This window comes from Streptomyces sp. NPDC091416, from assembly GCF_044756845.1.
In the GTDB taxonomy this organism is placed as follows: domain Bacteria; phylum Actinomycetota; class Actinomycetes; order Streptomycetales; family Streptomycetaceae; genus Streptomyces.
The window spans coordinates 59,626-75,437 of the sequence record NZ_JBIVTU010000001.1; the positions used below are offsets into that span (position 1 = coordinate 59,626).

Here is a 15,812-nt window from a genome sequence, read left to right on the forward strand (position 1 = left end):
CGCCCGTCACCGGACGGAATTCACCAAGGAACCGCACCACTGCGGGTCACGCTATGAAGGCGAAGGGCCGCGCACAGCCCCTAGAGCCCCCCTAAGAGGAACCGGAATCCGGCAGCGCGATATCCGCGCGGTCACGGCCCCGGACAGCACTGGATTCCCTCGCCAGCCGGTCGAAAGCCCTTTGTACGTAGGAGAGGTCGGCGATCAGCCCCGACGAGGTGGCCTCGCGGGTACGGGCGGGGCCGACGAGCCCGGCCAGCGGCAGCCTCCCGATGCCCGCCCACCGCAGCCGGCCGTCGCCGTCGATGTAGCTGCGGGCCCGGCCGTGGTTGTCCGGGTGCAGGCAGTAGGGGATGTCCAGGGACCCCTGTCTGAAGGCGAGCTCGAAGGCGTGGCCGATGTCCGGGGACAGTTCGAGCACGCCCTCGACCAGGGCTCTGGCCTCCAGGTACGTCTGTGAGTCGGACTCGGTGGAGGCCTGGTCACCGGACGCCGCCGTCCTCGCGGTCCGGGCCGCCGACTCCAGCGCGGCGACGTTCTCCGCGACGGTCGGGATCCGGCGGGACTCCGCCACCGTCTTCACGATGAGCCGCTCCGAGCCGGAGGCGACAGCGAGCCGCGTCGCCTCGTCGAGCAGCAGATAGGCGCCCTCGTCCGTGGTCGGGTACACGCCCATGTAGGCGTAGATGACCACGTGCCAGTTGGGTGTCGGAAGCAGTTCGCCGCAGAGCCGCCGCAGAGCCGCGACCGCCTCCCGGTCCTGTCCCGGGTGGGTCTGCTGGGCATAACTGAGCGACACACTGCGTATTCCGTGCTGACAGAAGAAGAGCGCTTCGAGCACGCTGATCGCCACCAGCTGGCTCGGTGGGCACAATTGCCCGAGCATGCAGCCGCCGAACGTCTCCAGATGCGGTTCCACTCCCGATTCCCGCAGCTGCGCGAAATCCTCGGTGCAGCGGACCCAGTTCCGTACCGACTCGTCCAGCGGAGTACGTCCGTAGGGGAGGCAGTAGGAGACGGGGCCGCCCTCCGTGGCATTGATCAGCGTGGTGCGCAGCGCGGCGAATATGTCCCCGGGGACAGCCGATCCGTGCCGGACCTGGACCGGGAACGTCTCGTCCCTGATGCCCGCGAGGACCTGTCCGGTCACGGCCCGGTCGTAGGTGACGATGGGGTAGCCGTTGAGGCCGGCGCCGGCGTGCAGCGCGCTCTCCACGGATGCCAGTTCTCCGACCCTCGTATAGCTGTCGAGGGTGATGGTGCCGACCGTCGTGGCGTCGGCGGCCCTGGTGGCGGCCAGTCCCGCGCGCATGGTGACGGGGTCGCTGAACCCCATGCGGGGCTGCACCACCAGGTCGCCGGTGCGGCTTCTCGCTCGGACGAAGGCTCCGAAGTCCACCGGGCGCGCGCCCTCGGCCGTCCGCCGGAGCGGGTGCGCGCCCGGTCTCACGCCACGACCTCGGTACGCTCCGGTGCGCGGGCGGCCGTGGGCAGCGCGCCGACGAAGCGGCTGAACTCCCGTGTGGTGGTGGAGGCGTCGTCGAAGACCGCGTCGAACCCGGCGGACATCAGCGCACCGATCGCCGCCTCGCTCTGCTGCCCGGCGACGCCGAGCTTGCCGCCGATGACCACCGGCGTCGAGGCCAGCTCGCCGCAGGCGCGCAGCGCGTCGATGACGCGCAGACCGTCCTGGTGGCCGTGCCCGTTGACGCTGCTGATCACCACCAGGTCGGGGTCCGTCTCCCGGCAGGTGTCCACGAGGACGTGGTCCGGGACGCACGGGCCCAGGTTGATCACCTCGTAGCCCAGCTCCTCGATGAGCAGCTGGAGGAAGACGAGGTTCCAGGTGTGCGAGTCGGAGGCCACGGTCGTGACGACCACGGTGCCGCGCCGGGCGCCCGCCGGGCTCATGGTGTCCGTGACGCCGTGCATCAGGCCGGCGCTCACTCGGTCCCTCCCGCGGCGGTGTGCGCGGGCGCTCCGTCCACGGCCGCGTAGGCACGGCTGTGCTCGATCCGGGAGACGGACAGCACCGTGTCTCCCCGCACCACCACCTCGGTGGGGGCCGGGCGGCCCAGGAACATCAGCAGGCTGGCGGTCGGCCCGTAGGCGCCGGCGTTGGGGATCGTCACCAGGTCGCCCGGGGCCAGTGCCGGGAGGTCGATCTCCCGGCCGAGGATGTCGCCGGGTGTGCACAACGGGCCCACCAGACTGGCGGATTCGACGCACTCCCCCGATTCGGTCCCGACGGCGACGGGCAGCAGCCGGCCGAGGCCCGACATTCCTCCGAAGGTGTTGATGCCCGCGTCGAGGATGACGAACTTGCGGCCCCGGCTGACCTTGACGTTGCTGACGGAGGCGACCAGTGTGCCGCTCGCCCCGACGAGGTAGCGGCCCGATTCGCAGGCGAGCTCGGGGCCGTCGGTCCGCCACTGCGGGAAGTGGGTGTCCAGTGCGGCGGCGAGCTCGCCGCGCAGCTTGGGGTACGTGCCCCGGGTGCCGGGCACGGCGTACGGCACGGTGAAGCCGCCGCCGATGTCGAGGAAGCGCAGGGGAAGGCCGAGTTCGTGCTGGAGGCGGGCGGCCAGCTCGATGGTGTGCCGGAACTCGCCGACGAGGCTCTCCTCGTCCTTGGCGTTGCTCAGCGGGAAGAAGTGCATCCCGGTGATGCGGACGCCCGCGATCGTGCGCAGCTCGGGGAGGACACCGGCCAGGGTCTCGCTGTCGAAGCCGAACTGGGAGGGGGTGCCGGTCATCCGGATGCTGCTGGTGGCGCTGGCGGTCGCGCTGTTGACGCGCAGCAGGCAGTCGGCGGTGGCGCCGTTCGCCAGGGCGGCGGCGGCCACATGGCGGACGTCGGAGACCGAGTCGGTGGAGAAGACGCGGACTCCCAGACGGATCGCCTCGTCCAGCTCGCCCGGCGTCTTGCCGGGGCCGGTGTACAGGCAGTCCTCGCCGCGGAATCCGGCCGCGAGGGCGGACTCCAGCTCGCCGGTGGAGCTGATCTCGGGCCGGCAGTGGCGGCCCTCGCCCTCGCGCAGGGCCCGGACCAGGCCCGGGTGCGGGTTGGCCTTGAGTGCGTAGAAGAGGGTGAACTCCTCGGGCAGGGCGTCGAACAGCTGCTGCCGTGCCGCGTCGACCTCGTCGAGGTCGTACACGTACAGAGGTGTGCCGAAGCGTTCGGCCAGTGCCTGGTAGCGGCTCATCGCCCTTCCCCGTCGATCATCTCGGTCAGTACCTGCCGGGCGTTCTTCCCGTGCAGGCTCAGCGGCAGTTCGTCCAGGACCCGGCACAGGGCGGGCACCTTGGCCGACTCCAGGCGCTCGGCCAGTTCCTTCAGCACGGTGTGGGGCGGCAGTTCGGTCTCGGCGAAGATGACCAGGTCGCGGGTGTCGGTGGGCGGCAGCGCCGTGGCGGTGCGGACTCCGGGGATGTCCATGGCGGCGGCCTCGATCTCGACCGTGCTCATCCGGATGCCCTTGCGCTTGAACATGTCGTCGCGGCGGCCTTCGAAGTAGAGGTAGCCGTCCTCGTCGAGCCGGCCGTAGTCGCCGGTGTGCAGCCGCAGCGACCCGGTGTCCGGGTCGGTGCGGAAGGTGCGCGCCGAGAGTTCGGGGCGGCGCCAGTAGCCGGGCATGACGTGCGGTCCCACGGCGACGATCTCGCCGGTCTCCCCGGGCGGGAGGGGCCGGCCCTCCGCGTCCAGGATCAGGACGGTGGTTCCGGGCAGGGGCAGGCCCACCGACCGCGGGCGCTCGTTCTCCTGGTCCGGCGGCATGATGCTGACGCGCTTGCACTCGGTCTGGCCGAACTGGCGGACCACCTGCACGCCGGGGAAGGCCTCGCGCAGGGCGTCGACCGCGTGGTCGGGCAGCGCGGCACCGGTGTTGGTGAACATCCGTACCGGGGGCGGGTCCTGGGAGTCGCGCGCGGCGAGGGTGCCGATCATCGTGGCCAGCGACGGCACGATGGGGACCACGGTGGCGCCGGTCTCACGCATCCGGCGCAGCAGTACGAGGTCGGACTCGCCGCCGTCCAGGACCAGCCGGGAGCGTCCCAGGCAGGCGAGCAGCACCTTGTACAGGCCGTAGTCCCAGGAGATCGGGAAGCGGCAGAAGACGACGTCGTCCGGCCGGTACCCGAGCACCTGCTGGATGGCGCGGGAGGCGAAGGTGACCTGCGCGTGCGGGCACACGACGGCCTTGGGGGCGGCGGTGCTGCCGGAGGTGTAGACGAGGAACGCGATGTCGTCGGCGCTGATGCCGAGGGGTGCGGGCGCCGGTCGTCCCGCGGCCTCCTCGACGTGCGGCCAGATCTCCGCGAGGTCGTGGACGGGGAGGGTGGCGGCCCGGCCGAGCACCTCGGTGGTGGGGCCGTCGCCGATGATCAGGGTGGGTTCGGCGTCCTCGATGACGGAACGGAGGTGGTACTCCTTCATCGCGGGGTTGAGCGGTACCAGGATCACACCGGCGCGCGAGGCCCCGTAGACCATGGCCACCAGCTCGCGCCGGCTGGGCAGCTGCACGACCAGCCGGTCACCGCGGACCGCGCCCTGTCCGGTGAGCCAGGCGGCGAAGCCGTGGCTGAGTTCGGCCATCCGGCGGTACGTCACCTGGCCGGCGGCGTCGTGCAGGCACTGCCCGTCCGGGGTGTCCGCGGTCGCCTCGTCGAGCAGGGAATGGACCGTCCCGCCGTTCCCGTGCGCCGTCGGCGCGCTAGTGGTGTTCGGATTCTCCACGGTTCCAACGTCGCTTTCGGGAGTGGGTGGCGAGCGGACCGCACCGTCGCACGACGGGGCCCGGCTCTTGGGGGTGCGGGAGGTCCCGGTGCGGCCGGGACACGGACCCGGAGGGGGCGGGTCCGTGTCCCGGTATCCGGGGGGGGCGCTCCCTAGTCGGCGATGCTCAGTGCCCCGACCGGGCAGACGTTGACGGACTCCAGGACTTCCTCGCGCAGCCTGTCGTCCGGCGTCTCGATCAGCAGGACCACCTTGCCGTCCTCGTCGTTCTGGTCGAAGACGGCGGGCGACGTGATCACACAGGAACCGGCCGCGACGCAACGCTCTTTGTCGACGATCACACGCATGGAAAACTCCTTTACCAGGTCACCGGCAGCTCGTGGACGCCGTCGATGAGGGCGTTGGCCTTGAAGGGCAGTTCGTCCAGGGCCGCGTCGAGACGCAGTCCGGGGATGCGGCGCAGCAGGGTCGTGAAGACGACCTCCAGCTGCATGCGGACGAGCATCTGGCCCGCGCACTGGTGGCGTCCGAAGCCGAAGGCCACGTTGTGGCGTGCCTCGCGGCGGGTCAGGTCGAGGGTGTTGGGGTCCTTGAAGACCGCCGGGTCGTGGTTGGAGGCGGAGAGCGAGCAGATGACGCCCTCGCCCTTGCGGATCAGCTGGCCGCCGATCTCGGCGTCCTCCAGCGCCACGCGGACGGTGCCGTGGTCGGAGATGCTGGAGTAGCGCGACAGCTCGTCGACGGCCTGGCCCGACAGTTCGGGGTGCGCGCGCAGCCAGTCGGCCTGCTCGGGGTGCTGGAGGAGGACCAGGGTGCCGATGGTGATGCCGTTGACGGTGCTCTCGTGACCGGCGGCGATCATGGCCCGTACCAGGGCGCTGATGTCGGACGGTTCCAGCTCGTTCTTCTGGTCGTTGCGCTGGAGCAGGCTGCTGATCAGGTCGTCGCCGGGGTTCTTCTGCCGCTCGGCGATGAGCTCGTAGAGCAGCACCTCGACCTCGGCGTTGGCCGAGGCGTGCTCCTCGGCGCTGCCCTGGGTGACGAGGAGGGTGACCCAGCGGTGGAACAGGTCGCGCGACTCGTGCGGCACGCCGGTCAGCTCGCACATGCCGATGGACGGCACGGGCATCGACAGCATGGACACCAGGTCCACGGGGCCGCCCTGGGCCAGCATCGCGTCGACGCACTCGTCGACGATCTCCTGGGTGCGCGGCCGCATCGCCTCGACGCGCTTCACGCTGAGCTCCGGCATCAGCATCATGCGGTGCGCGGTGTGCTCCGGCGGGTCCATGTGGAGCAGGGCCGGCTTGACCTTGCCGAGCAGTTCCATGGGGAAGTGGAACTGGAGCGGGTAGCCGGGGTCGGCCATGTTGGAGCTGAACCGCGGGTCGACCAGCATCTGCCGGACGTCCTCGTACCGGGTGAGGAGCCAGGCCTCACGGCCGTTGAACTTGAGCTTGACCCGGGAGACCGGCTCGGTCTCCCGCAGCACCGCGTACTCCGGGGCGGGGTCCAGGGGGCAGCCGGTGCGCTCCAGGGGGAACGGGCGGGGCTGGGCGTGCGGACATGCGTCGACGAGATCGGACATGGTTCCTTCTCCAGAGGTCTCTGCGCTCGGTGGGTAGGGGGCGGCGCTCTCAGCCACGGGCCTTCTCGAGGGAGGCTCGTACGGCGGCGGCGGTGCGGGCGATGTTCTCGCTGAGCGGCAGCGCCCGCAGGTCGGCGGAGAGGACCTCCACGGACGGGGTGACGTCGACACCCTTGGCGTCCAGCGTGCGCAGCAGCCCGGTGATGTCGCAGTCGCCGTCGCCGGGCAGCAGGCGGCCGCTGAGGACCTCGTTCATGACGTCGGGCGACGGGGTGCGCGGGGCGTCCGCGAACTCCACGGCCGCGATCTGCGCGCCGGTGAGCTGGTCGACCGCGCCGACGCCCGTCGGGTCGCGGAAGAGGTGCCACATGTCGATGAGCAGACCGGCGTTGGGGCGGTCGGCGGCGACGATGATGTCGGACGCGACCTGGTAGGTGAAGCCGGGCATCACGGCCATGGCTTCGAGGGAGATGTCCAGCCCGCGGGCGGCGGCGCGGTCGCACATCGCGCCGAAGCGCTCGGCGAGGACTTCGGTGGGGGGCATCTCCACGCCGGTCGGGTAGACGGCGCAGGACTTGACCGCGGGAATGCCGGCCAGGACGGCCAGTTCGAACAGGCGGTTCTCCGACTCCAGGGCGGGGCCGCTCTCCTCCGGTCCGGCGTTCCAGCCGAACAGGACCTCCAGCTCGTGCAGCCGGATCCCGTACTCGGCGAGCAGGCCGCGGAGCTTGTCCGCCGAGTGGTCGGCCAGGAAGGCCTCCAGCTCCTCGACGCTCATGCCCATCGAGACGCAGTTGTTCTCGGCCAGCGCCGCCAGGCGCTCCTCCAGTGTGTACCGCACCGGCTCCTGCCAGGCCGACCCGGTCAGCTGCAGATAGGCGAATCCCAGGTCGGTCCTGGTCAGAAGGGTCATGGTGTACCTCTCGCTCATGAGTCCGCGGCCGGTCCTGGTGGAGACGGCGGGGGCGCGGCGCCGGCCTGGGCGCGTCCCACCGGGTGTTCGTCGGTCCGGGGCGACCGGGCCCCGCTCAGGCGGCGAGGTTCCGGCGGACGGGCTGGAGGGCCGTCCTCGGGTCCACGGCGACGACGTCGAAGTTCCCGGTGGTGACGGGAACCCGGCCGAAGAGGCTGTCCGGCCCGGCGACGTAGAGCTTGCCGACGCCGTGGCCGCGCAGGGCGTCGACGACGGCGGGCCAGCGGACCGGACGGACGAAGCCGTCCAGCAGCATGGTGCGGACCTGGTCGCCGGTGGTCAGCAGGGCGCCGTCCTGGTCGGCGACGACCGGTATCCGTGGATCGTGGAAGGTCAGCGGGGCGAAGAGTTCCTCCTCGGCCCGCCGGCGCAGGGGCTCGAAGACGCTCGCGTGCATGGGCGGGCGCATCGTGTACAGCGGCAGGCCCCCGACCGAACGCAGCCGCTTGCCCAGCCACTCCAGCACGGTCTCGCGCAGCGACACCATGTAGAAGTCCTCGTCGACGTGGCAGGCGATCTCGTACCACTCACCGCGCTCGTCGAGTTCGGCGAGCACCCGGTCCAGTTCGGGGCGCGGGACGCGTGTGAAGGAGTGGGTGACGACGTCCCGGTGGTTCTCGGCGAACCAGGACTCCAGGAGCCTGGCCCAGCCGGCGGTCAGGCGGACCGCGTCGGCGAAGTCCAGGACGCCGGTGTGGGCCGCCGCGGTCTTTCCGCCGAAGCTGGGGCCGACGCAGAGCGCGGGTTCCGGGTCGAACCGGTCCTGCGCCCAGGTGGCGAGTGCCAGGCAGTTGACGAGGAACGCGACCTGCGCGTACTCGCTGTAGTCGCCCTCCGTGTCGCGGTAGCGGTCGACGAGCGAGTAGCCGAGCGCGTCGTCGGCCTCGGCGACGAGCCGCCGGGCCACCGGGTTGATCAGCATGAACTTGGCCGAGTCCTGAAAGCGTGTGGGGCTCATGCCGGGGAAGACCAGCGCACCGCCGGTGCGGAAGTCGTGTCTCATGGTGTCCTGCCCTTCAGCACGTCGTTCCGGAGCGATCAGCCCGTGGGGCGCTTCGTTTCCGAACCGGTCGGGACCCAGGCTGAGGTCTGCCTGCCGCCGCCAAAACCCCTAAGGTTCGCGGGTCCCAATTCCGTTGACGACCGTGCGCGTTGGACTCCGGGCCCGCCGCCACCCGGGCGGCGTAAAGGCACTTCGCCTCCACCCGGCGACGCCCCGTAGGGCCCCTAAGGGTGCCGGTCCGGTCCGGGGCGGCGGGGTGGTGACGGCTCGCACGGCCGGGGAGCTCTTAGGGGGGTGCCGGACAACTTAGGGGAGGGCACGGGGATCGCACCGGGCCTTCAATGAGGGACGGTTATCCCGATTCCGGCGCCGGTGCGAGCAGCCACCGCGCACCGTCGAGCTTTGGATGGGTGGGACCATGACAGTCATTCAGGACGCCCCGTCGGACAGCGGTGGTGGCATCTCCGCGGAGCACCGGCCGGACCTGCGCTCGCTGGTGGCCCGGGCGGCGGAGCTGAAGAACGCGGCGCGCGAGGGAATGGGTCCTCGTTCGACGGAACAGCAGCACGCCCGGGGCAAGCTGACCGCGCCCGAGCGCCTGGAGCTGCTCTTCGACCCGGGTACGTTCCAGGAGGTCGAGTCGCTGCGGCGGCACCGGTCCACGGGGTTCGGGCTGGAGCACCGGCGGCCGAGCGGGGACGGGGTGATCACCGGATGGGGCCAGGTCAACGGCCGTACGGTGTTCGCGTACGCGCACGACTTCAGGGTCTTCGGCGGCTCGCTGGGCGAGGCGCACGCGCAGAAGATCCACAAGGTGATGGACCTGGCGATCTCGGCCGGCGCGCCGTTGGTGGGACTGAGCGACGGTGCCGGGGCCCGGATCCAGGAGGGTGTCACGGCGCTCGCCGGATACGGCGGGATCTTCCGCCGCAATGTGCGGGCGTCCGGGGTGATCCCGCAGATCAGCGTGATCCTCGGGCCGTGCGCGGGCGGTGCCACCTACTCACCGGCGCTCACCGATTTCGTCTTCATGGTGCGGGACATCTCGCAGATGTACATCACCGGGCCGGACGTGGTCCAGGCCGTCACCAACGAACGCGTGACGCACGAGCAGCTCGGCGGGGCGCAGGTCCACGCGACGGTCTCCGGCGCGGCCGGTTTCGTGTACGACGACGAGGCGGAGTGTCTGGAAGAGGTCAGGCACCTGCTCTCCCTGCTGCCCGCGAACAACCGCGAGCTCCCGCCCGAGGCGCCGACCGAGGACCCCGCGGACCGGCGGTGCGAGGCGCTGCTGAGCCTGGTGCCGCACCACGCCAACCAGTCGTACGACATGCGTGCGGTGATCCGGGAGATCGTCGACGACGAGGACTTCTTCGAGGTCCACGCACAGTGGGCCACCAACATCATCTGCGCGCTGGCCCGGCTGGACGGCCACACCGTCGGCATCGTGGCGAACCAGCCCGCGTCGCAGGCCGGGGTGCTGGACATCCACGCCTCGGAGAAGGCGGCGCGGTTCGTCCAGACCTGCGACGCGTTCAGCATCCCCCTGGTCACGCTGGTCGACGTGCCGGGCTTCCTGCCGGGCACCGACCAGGAGCACCAGGGCATCATCCGGCACGGCGCGAAGCTGCTCTACGCCTACTGCGACGCGACCGTGCCCCGTGTCCAGGTCATCCTGCGCAAGGCGTACGGCGGGGCGTACATCGTGATGGACTCGCGTTCCATCGGGGCCGACCTGTCCTTCGCGTGGCCGACCAACGAGATCGCGGTGATGGGTGCGGAGGGTGCCGCGAACATCGTCTTCCGCCGGGAGATCGCCGCCGCGCCGGATCCCGCGGCGGCCCGCGAGCAGCGGATCAAGGAGTACCAGCAGGAGCTGATGCACCCGTACTACGCGGCCGAGCGCGGCCTGGTCGACGACGTGATCGATCCGGCCGAGACACGCGCGGTGCTGGCGCGTTCCCTGGCGATGCTGCGGACCAAGGACGCACGCGTCCCGGCCCGCAAGCACGGCAATCCCCCGACCTGAGCCTGTGAGGACCGAGCCCATGACCACTGCCCCCTACTCCCCCGCGCCGGACGCCGCGGACGCGGACCGCACCGGACCGGCGCTGCGCTTCCTGGGCGGTGTGCCGTCCGCCGAGGAGATCGCCGCGGTGACGGCCGCGCTGCTGAGCCTGCGCCGCGCCCCGACGGCCGGCCCCGACGCCCGCGGGGGCACGACGCCCCGGTGGAGCGCGCCGCTCCACTACCGGCCGCCCGGAAGCTGGGCGGCCCGGTGAGGCCTGGGCCCCGGCCCCTGCCGCACACCACCCCGCCCTGTCCCCCCGGCCATGACCATGGCCGCCACAGCCACAGCAGAAGGATGTAGAGCACTGATGACGGACGACTCACGGGAGACCGGACCCTGGATCCGGCGCTTCCATCCGGCTCCCGAGGCCCGCACCCGCCTGGTCTGCTTCCCCCACGCGGGCGGATCGGCCACCTACTACTTCCCCGTGTCGCGTGCGCTGTCCCCGGCGATCGATGTCCTCGCGATCCAGTACCCGGGCCGCCAGGACCGGAGGCAGGAACCCTGCGTCGAGGACATCGAGGAACTGGCCGACCTCGTCGTCGGGGAGCTGGACTCCTGGCGGGACCTGCCGCTGACGCTGTTCGGCCACAGCATGGGAGCCACGCTCGCGTTCGAGGTGGCCCGCAGGCTGGAGGCCGGGGGGACATCACCGGGCACGCTGTTCGCCTCCGGCCGCCGGGCGCCGTCCCGGGTGCGCGACGAGCGCGTGCACCAGGCGGGCGACGACCGCCTCATCGCCGACATCACCCAGCTGAGCGGTACGGATTCCGCGGTGCTCGGCGATCCGGAGATCCTGCGCATGATCCTTCCGGCGATCCGCAGCGACTACAAGGCGGCGGAGACCTACCGGTACCGGCCGGGGCCGCCGCTCGGCCTGGACGTCGTCGCACTCGTCGGTGATGCCGACCAGCAGGTGACGGTCGACGAGGCGTCGGCGTGGCGCGAGCACACCACGGGCTCGTTCGAGCTGAAGGTGTTCCCCGGCGGCCACTTCTTCCTCGACTCCCATGTGGCCCCGGTCCTCGACCTGATCCGCGCCCGCACGAGCGCGCTGACGGTCGGATCGTGAGTGACCGGGACCGGCGGGCCGTCCGTCCGCCGGTCCCGGTCACTCACGGGTGAGTCCCGCACGGGACGCCGACGACCGGTGTCCCCTTCCCGGACCTGCTCCCGCCTGCCCCGGAATCGCTTCCGGGGCAGGCGAACTTCATGTACTGGGCAATGTATTCCGGACAGAGTTGCGCTTCCCTCACCAGAATCTAGACGACCGTACTAGACTAACGTCTATCGCGGCATCGGGCAGTCCGCCCTCATGAGCCGATGTGCGAGGCACCCCCGGTCGGCGCCGACGCAACACGCCGCCCGGACCCACACCCCATCCCCGCCCCGTGTACACGGTCACGCCTCCTTCCCGGTTGGCCGTCACCGACCGGCTTATCGACTACGGAGGCCAGAGTGCCGGTACGACCAGAGAACGGCGTCACCTCACGCGTCACCGAGGACGGGTACCTCGAATTCCTCACCGCGGCGGACGGCGCCAGCTACCGGTGCAGCCCCGTCGCCGCAGCCATGTGGATCGCGCTGCGCCAGCACAACGGACAACTCGGCCCCGCCGCCGAGATGCTGGCCGAGCTGTGGTGCACGGACCCGGAGAACACCCGTACCGACATGGACATCTGGGTCAGCGAGCTGCGGGACGCCGGCCTGGTCCGCGACGAGCCCTGAGCGCCCGGGGGCCGCATGCCGCCCGGCCCCCGCACCCCCTCACCCTTCCGCGCCGCCGGGCCCACCCCGTTCAGGCGGAAGGACCCGCCCCGGCGGCGGCACCCTGATGCAGCACCAGAATCGCCCTCATGGCCTCGGCCAGATCACGGCCGGAGGGAGCGGTCTCCGGCGAGAACAGCCACAGCGACATCACACCGTTGAGCAGTGCGGCATAGAACTGGCCGAGGGTGACCGCCATCTGCTCGTCGACCTCGCTCTCGTCCACGCCGTGGAAGAGGGCCACCAGCGCCGACCAGCCGAACGGCTGCGCCCTGGAGAGACCTTCGCGCACCTGCGGAAGATTCTCCGCATGCACGGCAACCTCCACGCTCAGCGCCCACAGGGACTTGCGCTCCGGGAAGATCTCGACGATGCGGTTCCAGACCAGCTCGAAGCGCTCGATCGTCGACGAGGCGGACTCGAGATCGGCCCCGATCGCGGTGCCCGGCCCGAACTCGTCGGCCCACTCCTGCATCGCCCGGACGTAGGCCTGCGCCAGCAGTGCGTCCTTGGAGCCGTAGTGGTATCCGATGGACGCCAGGGCGGTTCCGGATGCCGCCACGATGTCCCGGGCGCTCGTCCGGGCGAACCCCTTCTCCAGCAGACAGCGCTTCGCGCCTTCCAGGAGATCTTCACGGTGACCCACGGCACCACCCTTGCCTCGAAGTCGTCCGGGCATCTTAGACCGACCCAACTGCCCTGGAACCGCGCAGCGTTGGCTGATCGCCTCGGGACACTCCACCGCCCGGCCGAGCGTGCAGCTTGTGGCCACTAGAGGATGCGGCGAGCGTGCGCCACACTCATAGGCGTGTAGCGTACGCACACGCGTTCCATATACGCCACACACGTTCCATCAGGGCATTTTCCCGATGCCGGGACAGGTCGGAGCGCAGCATGGGTTCGGGGGACATTGTGGATTTTACCGAAAGAGAGCTGGAAGTCCGGGCATTGCGCACCGCACTCGGTGAGTGCCGGGGCGGCGCGGCCCGCATCGTCGTCATCGAGGGAGCCGCGGGGTGCGGCAAGAGCGAACTCATCGACTCCCTCGCCGAATGGGCCGATGAGGACGACCTGGTCCTGCGGGCGTTCGGTTCACCGACCGAGCGGGATCTCCCCCTGGGCCTGATGCGACAGCTGACCGGGGACGCCCCGGCCGGCGCGTTCCCCGGCGTCTCCGCGGCGCCGGACGGCGCACCGCAGGTGAGCGCGATGCGCGAGTTCCAGGCGGCGCTGGAGCAACTGAGCGCCACGAGGCCGGTCGTGATCTCCGTCGACGACGTGCACCACGCGGACAGCGCCTCCCTGCGCTATCTCCTGCACATCGTCCGGCACAGCCGCTCCACCCGGATGCTGCTGGTGCTCACGACGCCCCTGCACCAGGACACCCAGGACGCCTCCTTCGGTACGGAGCTGCTGCGCAGCCGCAACGTGCGGCGCATCCGGCTGCGGCGCCTCACTCCCGAGGGCTGCCGCCGCGTCGCGGCCGCCACCCCCGGCCCCACACCGCGCGAGGCGCACCCGGACGAGCTGCACGCGATCAGCGGGGGCAACCCGTTGCTCCTGCGCGCCCTCCTGGAGGAACACAGCTCCGCGCCCGCGGCCGCCGACGGCTTCCGTCCCGAGCAGGGCGGGCTGTTCGGACAGGCGGTCCTGACCTGCCTGCGGCACAGCGGACCGCGGATGCTGGACCTCGGCGCGGCGCTGGCCGTGCTGGGCGACGCCTACACACCGGAGCGGGCCGGCAGGCTCCTGGGCGTCGCGGCCTTCACCGCCGCGCAGTCGGTCGCCTCCCTGTCCGCCTCCGGCATCCTCAGCGGACACCGCTTCCCGCACCCGCACACCCAGACGGCCGTCCTGGACCAGATCCCGGCCGACGTACTGGCGGGGCTGCATCTTCGTACCGCCGAACTCCTGCACGTGGAGGGCGAATCCGTCACCCGGGTCGCCGGGCATCTGCTCGACGCCGCCCGGCTGGGCGGTTCGCCCACCGTCCTCCCCTGGGCCGTGGACGTCCTGCGGGAGGCCACCGAGGACCTGCTGACGCACAGCGATCCCGGCCGGGCCACCCAGGCACTCGAACTCGCCCATGAACTGAGCGGTGACGAGCAGCAGCGGGTCGACATCAAGACCCGGCTCGCGGCCGTCACATGGCGGGTCAACCCGGGACGGGCGGAGAAGCACCTGTCCGCCCCGCTCGCGGTGCTCCGCGCCGGCCGCCTGGCGGCGGAGCGCCTGGCACCGCTGGCCGAACTCCTCACCTGCCAGGGCCGGGTGGCCGAGGCGGGCGAGGTGATGTCCCGGATCCTCCGGGAGACCGTGGCGAGCAGCATCGGGAGCCCGGACCGGACCGAATTCGGGCCCCGTTCGGACGAGGCCGCGGACGCGCCCGGAGCCCGGGCCGTCCATCCGCGGGATGCCGACGGCGGGAGACCCGGGCAGGGAGCCGGGAGCAGCACGGAGACCACGGCCGCCGAACGCTTCCTGCGTACGGTCGTCCTCACCGACGACACGCTCGAACCGGTCATGCGCGCCCTGCGCTCCCTCGCCTACTTCGGTCACCCCGAACGGGCCGCCGCCTGCTGCCGTGAGCTGATCGCCGAGGCCGAGCGGCAGAAGGCTCCCGCCTGGCAGGCGCTGTTCTCCTCGGCCCTCGCGGCGGTACTTCTGCGCCTGAGCGATCTGTCCGCCGCCGAGGACTACGCGTGCAGGGCGCTCGACTGCCTGCCGGAACAGAGCAGCAGCGCGTTCGTCGGAAGCCCGACCGCCACCCTGATCCGGGCGCGCACCCTGATGGGAGACCATGCGGCAGTCGCCCGCCAGCTCCACCAGCCCGTCTCGGACACGCTGTTCAAGAGCACCCACGGCCTCTCCTACCTGCGCGCCCGCGGCCATTACCTGATGGCGACGCATCAGCTGCACGCCGCGCTGGGCGACTTCCTGGAAGCGGGCCGGCTCGCCAAGAGCTGGGGTGTGGACCGGCCGGCGGTACTGCCCTGGCGGACGGACGCGGCCGACGTGCTGTTCCGGCTCGGCGAGACGCAGCGGGCCCGGACGCTGGTGGACCAGCAGTTCGCCGATCCCGACGCGCGCAGACCGTGGGTGCGCGGAATCAGCCTGCGTCTACGCGCGATGACCTCGGATCCCCGCCAGCGGCTCACCCTGCTGAACCAGTCGGTCGACGAGCTCGGCCGGTCCGGCGACCGGGTGGAGCTGGCGCGCTCACTCGCCGAGCTGGGCCGCGCCCTGCGGGCGGTCTCCGAGCAGGCCCGCGCGGACGCGGTGATCCGCAGGGCGTGGAACCTGGCGCGGGAGTGCGGTGCCGAGGCGCTGTGCGAGGAGTTCAGCCCGGAACTCGGCCCGGAGGACCGGATGCGCCGCCGCGGCGCCCCGGAGGAGTTCCGCTCCGATCCCGACACGAAGCTGAGCGACTCCGAGCGCCGGGTGGCCACGCTCGCGGCGAGCGGGTACACCAACCGGGAGATCTCCCTGAAGCTGCACATCACCGTCAGCACCGTCGAGCAGCACCTGACGCGCGTCTACCGCAAGCTCAACATCACGCGCCGGCAGGATCTTCCGGTGGACCTGCACCTTGCGGTCTCCACGGCCGAAGCGGTCTGATGAGCCGGAACGGTCCTGCCGGGCCGCGACAGGCCGACCGGCCGGGCCGGTCCG

14 protein-coding genes are annotated in these 15,812 nt (G+C 71.3%); 5 read left to right on the forward strand and 9 right to left on the reverse strand.

The window, feature by feature from the left end:
• Window positions 1–91: 91 nt before the first annotated feature.
• From ACIQMX_RS00065 to ACIQMX_RS00100, 8 genes are all read right to left on the reverse strand, one after another.
• On the reverse strand, window positions 92–1,450 hold the full coding sequence (locus ACIQMX_RS00065; protein WP_402474005.1) for a methylaspartate mutase: 1,359 nt from the start codon (window positions 1,448–1,450) through the stop codon (window positions 92–94).
• On the reverse strand, window positions 1,447–1,947 hold the full coding sequence (locus ACIQMX_RS00070; RefSeq protein ID WP_363077759.1) for a cobalamin-dependent protein: 501 nt from the start codon (window positions 1,945–1,947) through the stop codon (window positions 1,447–1,449). The genes ACIQMX_RS00065 and ACIQMX_RS00070 overlap by 4 nt, the downstream gene beginning before the upstream one ends.
• Complete coding sequence (locus ACIQMX_RS00075; protein WP_363077757.1) at window positions 1,944–3,206, reverse strand: type III PLP-dependent enzyme; 1,263 nt, start codon at window positions 3,204–3,206, stop codon at window positions 1,944–1,946. Before ACIQMX_RS00075 ends, ACIQMX_RS00070 begins: the two co-directional genes overlap by 4 nt.
• Entirely contained in the window at window positions 3,203–4,738 is a 1,536-nt protein-coding gene (locus tag ACIQMX_RS00080) for an AMP-binding protein (RefSeq protein ID WP_402474009.1), read from the reverse strand. Before ACIQMX_RS00080 ends, ACIQMX_RS00075 begins: the two co-directional genes overlap by 4 nt.
• Before the next feature lie 152 nt (window positions 4,739–4,890).
• Entirely contained in the window at window positions 4,891–5,085 is a 195-nt protein-coding gene (locus ACIQMX_RS00085; protein WP_018551427.1) for a ferredoxin, read from the reverse strand.
• Window positions 5,086–5,096: 11 nt separating this feature from the next.
• Window positions 5,097–6,326 carry a cytochrome P450 gene (locus tag ACIQMX_RS00090; protein WP_363077753.1) on the reverse strand — a complete coding sequence of 410 codons (1,230 nt, stop codon included), beginning with the start codon at window positions 6,324–6,326 and terminating at the stop codon, window positions 5,097–5,099.
• Between the two features lie 49 nt (window positions 6,327–6,375).
• Window positions 6,376–7,239, reverse strand: a complete 864-nt coding sequence (locus tag ACIQMX_RS00095; RefSeq protein WP_363077751.1) for a sugar phosphate isomerase/epimerase — start codon at window positions 7,237–7,239, stop codon at window positions 6,376–6,378.
• 115 nt (window positions 7,240–7,354) lie between these two features.
• Entirely contained in the window at window positions 7,355–8,221 is an 867-nt protein-coding gene (locus ACIQMX_RS00100) for an ACP S-malonyltransferase (RefSeq protein WP_363077767.1), read from the reverse strand.
• A 499-nt stretch (window positions 8,222–8,720) separates the two neighbouring features.
• Between ACIQMX_RS00100 and ACIQMX_RS00105 the strand changes: the two genes are divergently transcribed.
• The 4 genes from ACIQMX_RS00105 to ACIQMX_RS00120 all read left to right on the forward strand — a co-directional run bounded on the left by ACIQMX_RS00105 (window position 8,721) and on the right by ACIQMX_RS00120 (window position 12,101).
• Window positions 8,721–10,331 carry an acyl-CoA carboxylase subunit beta gene (locus ACIQMX_RS00105; protein WP_402474014.1) on the forward strand — a complete coding sequence of 537 codons (1,611 nt, stop codon included), beginning with the start codon at window positions 8,721–8,723 and terminating at the stop codon, window positions 10,329–10,331.
• A 19-nt stretch (window positions 10,332–10,350) separates the two neighbouring features.
• Window positions 10,351–10,584: an acyl-CoA carboxylase epsilon subunit gene (locus ACIQMX_RS00110; RefSeq protein ID WP_402474017.1), complete on the forward strand. Its 234-nt coding sequence runs from the start codon at window positions 10,351–10,353 to the stop codon at window positions 10,582–10,584.
• A gap of 96 nt (window positions 10,585–10,680) precedes the next feature.
• On the forward strand, window positions 10,681–11,445 hold the full coding sequence (locus tag ACIQMX_RS00115) for an alpha/beta fold hydrolase (protein ID WP_363077745.1): 765 nt from the start codon (window positions 10,681–10,683) through the stop codon (window positions 11,443–11,445).
• A 386-nt stretch (window positions 11,446–11,831) separates the two neighbouring features.
• Complete coding sequence (locus ACIQMX_RS00120) at window positions 11,832–12,101, forward strand: PqqD family protein (protein WP_328896449.1); 270 nt, start codon at window positions 11,832–11,834, stop codon at window positions 12,099–12,101.
• Window positions 12,102–12,171: 70 nt separating this feature from the next.
• On the opposite strand, the gene ACIQMX_RS00125 is transcribed toward ACIQMX_RS00120, so the two are convergent.
• Window positions 12,172–12,786, reverse strand: coding sequence for a TetR/AcrR family transcriptional regulator (locus ACIQMX_RS00125; protein WP_363077743.1), 615 nt, complete (start codon window positions 12,784–12,786; stop codon window positions 12,172–12,174).
• A 248-nt stretch (window positions 12,787–13,034) separates the two neighbouring features.
• Here ACIQMX_RS00125 and ACIQMX_RS00130 point away from each other — a divergent pair, with 248 nt between their 5' ends.
• A complete protein-coding gene (locus ACIQMX_RS00130; RefSeq protein ID WP_402474022.1) occupies window positions 13,035–15,758 on the forward strand; it encodes an AAA family ATPase in 2,724 nt (907 codons plus the stop codon).
• The last annotated feature ends 54 nt before the right edge of the window (window positions 15,759–15,812 follow it).